This window comes from Thermococcus sp. (assembly GCF_027008145.1).
Lineage (GTDB): Archaea > Methanobacteriota_B > Thermococci > Thermococcales > Thermococcaceae > Thermococcus.
Genome location: NZ_JALTCZ010000134.1, coordinates 1 through 6365 on the forward strand (window position 1 = coordinate 1; position 6365 = coordinate 6365).

The 6365-nt window shown below is 53.4% G+C and carries 13 protein-coding genes; 11 read left to right on the forward strand and 2 right to left on the reverse strand.

The genetic code is table 11. From position 1 onward, the window contains the following. The 6 genes from MVD07_RS06360 to MVD07_RS06385 all read left to right on the forward strand — a co-directional run. Positions 1 to 270: inorganic diphosphatase (locus tag MVD07_RS06360; protein ID WP_297499791.1), on the forward strand; the 270-nt coding region annotated here is incomplete at its 5' end. Between the two features lie 31 nt (positions 271 to 301). Continuing rightward, positions 302 to 862 (forward strand): DNA-directed RNA polymerase, encoded by a 561-nt coding sequence (locus MVD07_RS06365; RefSeq protein WP_297499793.1) that lies wholly within the window; start codon positions 302 to 304, stop codon positions 860 to 862. A 2-nt stretch (positions 863 to 864) separates the two neighbouring features. Further along, complete coding sequence (spt4, locus tag MVD07_RS06370) at positions 865 to 1068, forward strand: transcription elongation factor subunit Spt4 (protein ID WP_297499795.1); 204 nt, start codon at positions 865 to 867, stop codon at positions 1066 to 1068. 1 nt (position 1069) lies between these two features. Next, a complete protein-coding gene (locus tag MVD07_RS06375) occupies positions 1070 to 1597 on the forward strand; it encodes a GTP-dependent dephospho-CoA kinase family protein (RefSeq protein ID WP_297499797.1) in 528 nt (175 codons plus the stop codon). Continuing rightward, positions 1587 to 1883, forward strand: a complete 297-nt coding sequence (locus tag MVD07_RS06380; protein ID WP_297499799.1) for a 30S ribosomal protein S24e — start codon at positions 1587 to 1589, stop codon at positions 1881 to 1883. Before MVD07_RS06375 ends, MVD07_RS06380 begins: the two co-directional genes overlap by 11 nt. Positions 1884 to 1893: 10 nt before the next feature. Beyond that, complete coding sequence (locus MVD07_RS06385) at positions 1894 to 2064, forward strand: 30S ribosomal protein S27ae (protein ID WP_297499815.1); 171 nt, start codon at positions 1894 to 1896, stop codon at positions 2062 to 2064. A gap of 66 nt (positions 2065 to 2130) precedes the next feature. Here MVD07_RS06385 and MVD07_RS06390 read toward each other — a convergent pair whose 3' ends face one another. Beyond that, entirely contained in the window at positions 2131 to 2283 is a 153-nt protein-coding gene (locus tag MVD07_RS06390; protein ID WP_297499801.1) for a hypothetical protein, read from the reverse strand. Positions 2284 to 2326: 43 nt separating this feature from the next. On the opposite strand from MVD07_RS06390, the gene MVD07_RS06395 reads away from it, so the two are divergent. From MVD07_RS06395 to MVD07_RS06410, 4 genes are all read left to right on the forward strand, one after another. Beyond that, on the forward strand, positions 2327 to 2905 hold the full coding sequence (locus tag MVD07_RS06395) for a HemK2/MTQ2 family protein methyltransferase (RefSeq protein ID WP_297499803.1): 579 nt from the start codon (positions 2327 to 2329) through the stop codon (positions 2903 to 2905). 101 nt (positions 2906 to 3006) lie between these two features. Beyond that, positions 3007 to 3312 (forward strand): hypothetical protein, encoded by a 306-nt coding sequence (locus tag MVD07_RS06400; RefSeq protein ID WP_297499806.1) that lies wholly within the window; start codon positions 3007 to 3009, stop codon positions 3310 to 3312. 1 nt (position 3313) lies between these two features. Beyond that, positions 3314 to 4081, forward strand: a complete 768-nt coding sequence (locus tag MVD07_RS06405) for a hypothetical protein (RefSeq protein WP_297499808.1) — start codon at positions 3314 to 3316, stop codon at positions 4079 to 4081. A gap of 1 nt (position 4082) precedes the next feature. Continuing rightward, positions 4083 to 4871, forward strand: a complete 789-nt coding sequence (locus tag MVD07_RS06410) for an MBL fold metallo-hydrolase (RefSeq protein WP_297499810.1) — start codon at positions 4083 to 4085, stop codon at positions 4869 to 4871. Here MVD07_RS06410 and MVD07_RS06415 read toward each other — a convergent pair. Then, positions 4868 to 4993 (reverse strand): hypothetical protein, encoded by a 126-nt coding sequence (locus tag MVD07_RS06415; RefSeq protein WP_297499812.1) that lies wholly within the window; start codon positions 4991 to 4993, stop codon positions 4868 to 4870. The two genes, MVD07_RS06410 and MVD07_RS06415, sit on opposite strands and share 4 nt — an antisense overlap. Before the next feature lie 144 nt (positions 4994 to 5137). Here MVD07_RS06415 and twy1 point away from each other — a divergent pair, with 144 nt between their 5' ends. After that, positions 5138 to 6139 carry a 4-demethylwyosine synthase TYW1 gene (gene twy1, locus MVD07_RS06420; protein WP_297499813.1) on the forward strand — a complete coding sequence of 334 codons (1002 nt, stop codon included), beginning with the start codon at positions 5138 to 5140 and terminating at the stop codon, positions 6137 to 6139. Positions 6140 to 6365 lie beyond the last annotated feature (226 nt).

Consider the following 6365-nt stretch of genomic DNA (forward strand, 5'->3'; position numbering starts at 1 on the left):
AGGCCAATAGGCATTATGAAGATGAATGACTCCGGCGACAAGGACTGGAAGGTTTTGGCGGTTCCGGCGGAGGATCCCTACTTCAAGGACTGGAAGGATATAGACGACGTCCCAAAGGCCTTCCTCGACGAGATAGCTCACTTCTTCCAGCGCTACAAGGAGCTCCAGGGCAAGGTGACCAAAGTCGAGGGCTGGGGCGACGCCGAGGAAGCCAAGAGGGAGATTCTCAGGGCCATCGAGCTCTACAAGGAGAAGTTTGGAAAGATGTGACCTCTTTTCAACTCTTTTTGGAGGCCAGGCCATGTACAAGCTCCTGAAGGTTAAGGACGTCGTGAGGATCCCACCCAGGATGTTCACGATGGATCCAAAAGATGCCGCAAAGCTGGTTCTCCGCGAGACGTATGAGGGCATCTACGATCGCGAGGAGGGCGTTATACTCTCGGTAATCGACGTCGGGGAAATCGGAGAGGGTGTTATAGTGCCCGGTGACGGTGCAACATACCACGAAGTCGTTTTTACTGTTCTCGTCTGGACACCGGAGCACCACGAAGTCGTTGAGGGGGAGGTCGTTGACGTCGCACCCTACGGGGCCTTCATCAGGATCGGACCTATGGACGGTCTAGTTCATATAAGCCAGCTCATGGACGATTACGTCGTCTTCGACGAGAAGAACAGGCAGTTCATAGGTAAGGAAACCAAGAGGATCCTGAAGCTCGGGGATTACGTGAGGGCGAGGATCATAGCGGTCAGCGTTAAGAGCAAGGTCATCAGGGAGAACAAGATAGGCCTAACAATGCGCCAGCCCGGTCTCGGCAAGTTTGACTGGATAGAGAAGGAGAAGAGAAAGGCCAAGGAGGAGTGAGCATGGCAAAGGAGCGGGCCTGCAGGCACTGCCATTACATAACAACAGAAGACCGCTGTCCCATCTGTGGGAGCAGGGATCTGAGCGAGGAGTGGTTCGACCTGGTCATAATCATAGACACGGAGAGCAGGATAGCCAAGAAGCTCCGCGAGAGCATACCCGAAGCAACTAAAGTCCCGGGCAAATACGCAATAAGGGTCAGGTGAAATGTACTTCCGTCTAACCCCCGAACTCAGGGCCCTGCTCAAGAGTCCTTTGGGAAGTTTAATTCGCGGGCCAATTCCAGAGCCATACCTCCGGATAAGGAAAGAGTTAGATGGCAGGTTCGTGATTACTGTTGGAGACGTTGTCACCGAGAACCTGCTCAGGCTCGGCATCACGCCTAGCATAGCCCTGTACGACCTAAAAACGAAGAGAAAGGAATACTCCCCAAATATTAAGGCCGACGCAGTCTTCATGACCGTCAAGAACCCTCCGGGAACTATAACGAAAGCTTTATTAGATACCGTCAGGAAGGCCGTCCGCCTTGCACTGAGGGGGCGCCCAGTCCAGATAATCGTCAACGGCGAGGAGGATCTCGGAGCCATCCCCGCGGTGCTCCACGCTCCTATAGGAGCGGTTGTCCTCTATGGCCAGCCTGACGAGGGGGTAGTGCTTATAAAGGTAACACCCGAATGCAAGCGCAGGTGTGCGGAGATACTTTCCAAGATGGAGGTGGTTCGTGATGGAGATTAAGGTGACCGAGATTAAGGAGAACAAGCTCCTAGGGAGGAAGGAGATATACTTTGAGGTCATCCATGAGGGCGAACCTACCCCGAGCAGGGAGGCGGTGAAGGGTAAGCTCGTCGCCATGCTCGACCTTGATCCGAACACAACGGTTCTCCAGTACATAAGGAGCTACTTTGGAAGCCACATTTCCAAGGGCTACGCCAAGGCCTACGAGACAAGGGAGAGGATGCTCTACCTAGAACCTGAGTACATACTGGTCAGGGACGGCCTGATAGAGAAGAGGGAGGAGTGAGGTGGTGGAGATGGCAAAGAAGAAAAAGACCAGCCAGAAGTGGAAGCTCTACGAGGTCAAGGGCGGTAAAATCGTCAGGAAGAGCAAGTTCTGCCCGCGCTGTGGGCCGGGAGTATTTATGGCCAACCACAATGACCGCTGGTCATGCGGCAGGTGCGGATACACCGAGTGGAAGAAGTGATTTCCTTTCTTTCACTCCGCTTTTCTGAAACCTGCGGGGCTTTAACTTAAAGGAGAAAAGAAAAAGTCAGCTGATGGCTGCCTGAACGGCAAGGTCGGCCCTAACGATACCGTAGCCGTAGTCAGCGTCCCAGCCAGTTGCACCACGATCGTCGGCGGTCACGTGAAGGATTTCTCTCACGGTGTTAGTGCTCACGTCGTCGAAGGCTCCAACCGGCAACACCGTGCGTAAGCGTTAAGAGTAAAGGGCTAAAACAGCGACCATGCCCACCTACTACGGCCTCAGGATAAGGCTACATCCCCAAGTGTACGAGCCGGCGGAAGACACCTTCCTGCTTGCCGAGAACCTTGAGGTTAAACTCGGGGAGAGAGCTCTAGACCTCGGCACAGGGACGGGGATAATAGCCCTCCTGATGGCCAGAAAGGCAGACTTCGTCCTCGGCGTTGACGTTAACCCCATAGCTATAGAACTGGCCCGGGAAAACGCCTGGCTGAACGGTATAGAGAATGTCGAGTTCCGCCTGAGCGACTTATTCAAGAACGTTACTGGAAAGTTCGATGTTGTAACCTTCAACGCCCCATACCTGCCTGGAAAACCCGAGGAGCCAATTGACCTGGCCCTCGTCGGGGGTGAGAGTGGAAGGGAGATCATAGACCGCTTCATCGAGAACGTTGGGGACTACATTTCCCCGGGAGGGAGGGTTTACCTCGTTCAGAGCTCCATAACTGGAATTGATGAGACCCTGAGAAGGTTCGAGAGAGCCGGCCTGAAGGCCAAAGTCATTGCAAGAAAGCACTTGTTCTTCGAGGACATAGTGCTGATACTCGCCTCGGGGAAGTGAAGCCGGCTTCTCACTTCCAGTAATCAGTCAAGTTTCTTGGGAAACGCTTAAATATTTTGACAATGAACTAGTTCATGCTCGATCCACCCCGATTTATGGTGGTGATCGATATGACATTGGTCGATTCGATATCGGGAACCAGCAATGAAGCCCTTCTGTACAGTAGAATAATAAAACTCTGGAATGAGCTTGAAGAACTAAAGGGGTTTGGTTTTCCACACCTCGTTGGGAGTCTGAGAATCGAGGGTGGCAGGATCGTTGACTTCGATGCGGAAATCATACTGATGAGGGGACTCAGGGAGTCGATAGTCGAAGACGCGGGGGTTATAGAGTTTATGATCCCTATCGAAAAGAGCGCCGGCCCGGAGGCCCTCGTTAAGAAAATCCTGAACATCCTAGGTGTTTGAAATGCCCACGGCCGTGGAGAGGGTTAAGGTATCCGACCCGGAGAACCTTGAGAGGGTTCTGCTGAACCCCGAGCTCTTCATCAGGGCCATCCCGAATTCCTCCACAGTGAGCGAGGGAGGGGAACTCAGGGTCAGGATAGGCTTCAAGCTATTCGTGTTCTCCGCGAGGGATGACTATACAGTAACTTTCTATACAGAGCGAAAAGGATATGTCTATGAGTTTAAGGGAAAGAAGAGCAGACTCACGTTCAGGCTGAAGCCCGAAAAGGACGAGCTCGTGGTTGAGGCGATATACGACGGGAGGCTCAAAAGGCTGATCGGGCTGGAGTTCAGGAAGTTCGCCGAGCAACTGGCCGAGAACCTTGAGGCGCTCTTCAAGGAGATTCCCCCGGCCTTTAAGAGGAAGGTAGCCGAAGGCACCTTCGAAGTTGACTTTGAGACCCCGGAGGACTTCAAGAGGAAGATCTACGGCTTTCTCCTTGAGAAGACCGAAGAAGTCCTGATTTCAGAAAGCACCCTGCTCCAAGTCGCAAAGCACCTGATAGGAGAGGATGAGGGGGTATACTACGTCTCTGGGACTTCAACCGACGGGAAGAGGAGGCTCCAGCTTGTCCTCCAGGATGGAAAACCGACGAGCGTAAGGTATGTTGAGGAAGGAAAATCCCGGGTGGCCAGGCTTTCACTCAACCCGGCTGAGATTGGGCGCATAGTAAAAGACGTGGCCGGGGATTTCGTTATTAACATCTGGAGAAAGGTCGGGAGGGTTTGAAATGCCGATTAAGAAGATATACACTGAGGCATACCTCCTTTATGACGACGGGCTCCACAAGGTCTTCTGGCTCGGTATAGAGGAGGCAGACGAAGAGAAAGGCATCCTAACGAACCAGTACATGATAGTTGACGGCAACGAGGCCGCGCTCCTCGACCCGGGAGGGTACTTTATATTCGACAGGGTCGCCAGAAACGTCATTTCGAAGATAGACCCGATGAACGTCAAGTACATATTCTTCTCTCATCAGGACCCGGACGTCCTCGGAACGATAAACCTCTGGTACGAGGAGACCCCAAACGCAAAGCTGGCAATATCCTCACTGTGGGTCAGGTTCGTCCCCCATCTGGCGGTTACCGGAACGTCGAGGATAATCGAGATACCCGACGAGGGAACGAGGTTCAAGCTCGGCAATTCCTCAATCTACGCCCTACCCGCCCACTACCTTCACAGCCCGGGTAACTTCAGCTTCTACGACGAGAAGAGCGGTATCTTCTTCAGCGGAGACATAGGCGCTGCGGCTTTTCCGGAGGGCGAGTGGTACCTCTTTGTAGACAACTTTAATGAGCACATCAAGTACATGGAGGGCTTCCACAGGAGGTACATGAGCTCCACAAAGGCCCTGAAGGCGTGGGTCAGAATGGTGAGGGAAGTCTCCCCCAAGGTAATAGCACCACAACACGGGGCAATCTTCGAGGGTGAAAACGTCGGCAAGTTCCTGGACTGGCTTGAGAGCCTCGAGGTGGGAATAGACGTTTATGAGCATCTGTTCAGGTTTAGGAAGCTTTAGGCACTCCTGTGCCTTTTTATTTCGTGGAGGAGCCTAACGCGGGGTCTTGATTCAGGAGCCGCTGACTCAAAGCTTATCTCCCTGGCCTTGGGCCGGAGTTTGAGATTTGTCAAGCGCTTCATGCTTCCACCTCCGGCGGACATCTTTTAAGTCTTTTCATTGATCACCGAGAGAGCCTTCGACCATTGCCTTGCACAACTATGACCAATCACCTTTTTAAAACCTTCCCTTGACAACCCGACAGAGACCGAAGTTAGGTGAGACTAATGACGATAGTCGTGAGATCCAACCCGAACATGCCCGAGGAGATAGCGCTCCTCTTCAGGAAGCAGCACTACGAACTCGTTGGGAGGCACAGCGGGGTAAAGCTCTGCCACTGGCTTAAGGAGAGCCTCACCAAGGGAAGGTTCTGCTACAAGCAGAAGTTCTACGGCATAGCGAGCCACCGCTGCCTTCAGATGACGCCGGTCTTAGCCTGGTGCACCCACAACTGCATATTCTGCTGGCGCCCGATGGAGGGCTTCCTTGGAACGGAACTCCCCAAGCCATGGGACGACCCGGCCTTCATCGTTGAGGAGAGCATCAAGGCCCAGAGGAAGCTCCTCGTCGGCTACAAGGGCAACCCGAAGGTTCCAAGGGAGAAGTTCAAAGAGGCCTGGAACCCGAGGCACGCAGCGATAAGTCTCTCAGGAGAACCCATGCTCTACCCCTACATGGGGGATTTAGTTGAGGAGTTCCACAGGAGGGGCTTCACAACTTTCATAGTCACGAACGGAACCCTTCCAGAGAGGCTCGAGGAGATGAAGCACGAGGACAAGCTCCCGACACAGCTCTACGTCTCACTCACAGCCCCGGACATAGAGACCTACAACAGGGTAAACGTCCCGATGATACCCAACGGCTGGGAGGAGATAAAGGAGACTCTTAGGCTGATGAGGGACGCGCAGACGAGAACGGTGATAAGGCTGACCCTAGTGAAGGGCGAGAACATGCACAATCCAAGGGGCTACGCGGAGCTGATCAAGATAGCGAACCCAATGTTTGTTGAGGCCAAAGCTTACATGTTCGTGGGCTTCTCAAGGAACAGGCTCACGATAAACAACATGCCCAGGCACGAGGAGATTAAGGCCTTTGCCGAAGAGCTTGTGAAGCACCTGCCCAGCTACCACATCGAAGATGAATATGAGCCAAGCAGGGTCGTTCTCATAATGCGTGACGACGTTGAGCCGAGGGGAAGGGGACTGGACGGAAGGTTCATCCGCGAGTGAGAAAGGTTTATTTATTCCCACCCTCTACCCTTTTCTAAGGGGTGCGGGAATATGAAGAAACTGCTGGCAGGATTATTGGTTATTCTCATGGTCGTCCCCCTCGTCAGGGCCGGTACCATCGGGGGCTCAGCGGCTTTTCTGGTCTCTATGGCCGACAAGACCAGTGAGGTTCAGAAGCTAAGCCTCACCCTTCTGGCACTCAGCTACGCCTCAAAGCCCCTCGGGG

Bases quoted from the DNA above. Each gene is read 5' to 3' on its own strand.
- MVD07_RS06365 (WP_297499793.1), top strand. From the start codon at position 302: ATGTACAAGCTCCTGAAGGTTAAGGACGTCGTGAGGATCCCACCCAGG.
- MVD07_RS06385 (WP_297499815.1), top strand. From the start codon at position 1,894: ATGGCAAAGAAGAAAAAGACCAGCCAGAAGTGGAAGCTCTACGAGGTC.
- MVD07_RS06380 (WP_297499799.1), top strand. From the start codon at position 1,587: ATGGAGATTAAGGTGACCGAGATTAAGGAGAACAAGCTCCTAGGGAGG.
- MVD07_RS06410 (WP_297499810.1), top strand. From the start codon at position 4,083: ATGCCGATTAAGAAGATATACACTGAGGCATACCTCCTTTATGACGAC.
- MVD07_RS06375 (WP_297499797.1), top strand. From the start codon at position 1,070: ATGTACTTCCGTCTAACCCCCGAACTCAGGGCCCTGCTCAAGAGTCCT.
- twy1 (WP_297499813.1), top strand. From the start codon at position 5,138: ATGACGATAGTCGTGAGATCCAACCCGAACATGCCCGAGGAGATAGCG.
- MVD07_RS06405 (WP_297499808.1), top strand. From the start codon at position 3,314: ATGCCCACGGCCGTGGAGAGGGTTAAGGTATCCGACCCGGAGAACCTT.
- spt4 (WP_297499795.1), top strand. From the start codon at position 865: ATGGCAAAGGAGCGGGCCTGCAGGCACTGCCATTACATAACAACAGAA.
- MVD07_RS06395 (WP_297499803.1), top strand. From the start codon at position 2,327: ATGCCCACCTACTACGGCCTCAGGATAAGGCTACATCCCCAAGTGTAC.
- MVD07_RS06415 (WP_297499812.1), bottom strand. From the start codon at position 4,993: ATGAAGCGCTTGACAAATCTCAAACTCCGGCCCAAGGCCAGGGAGATA.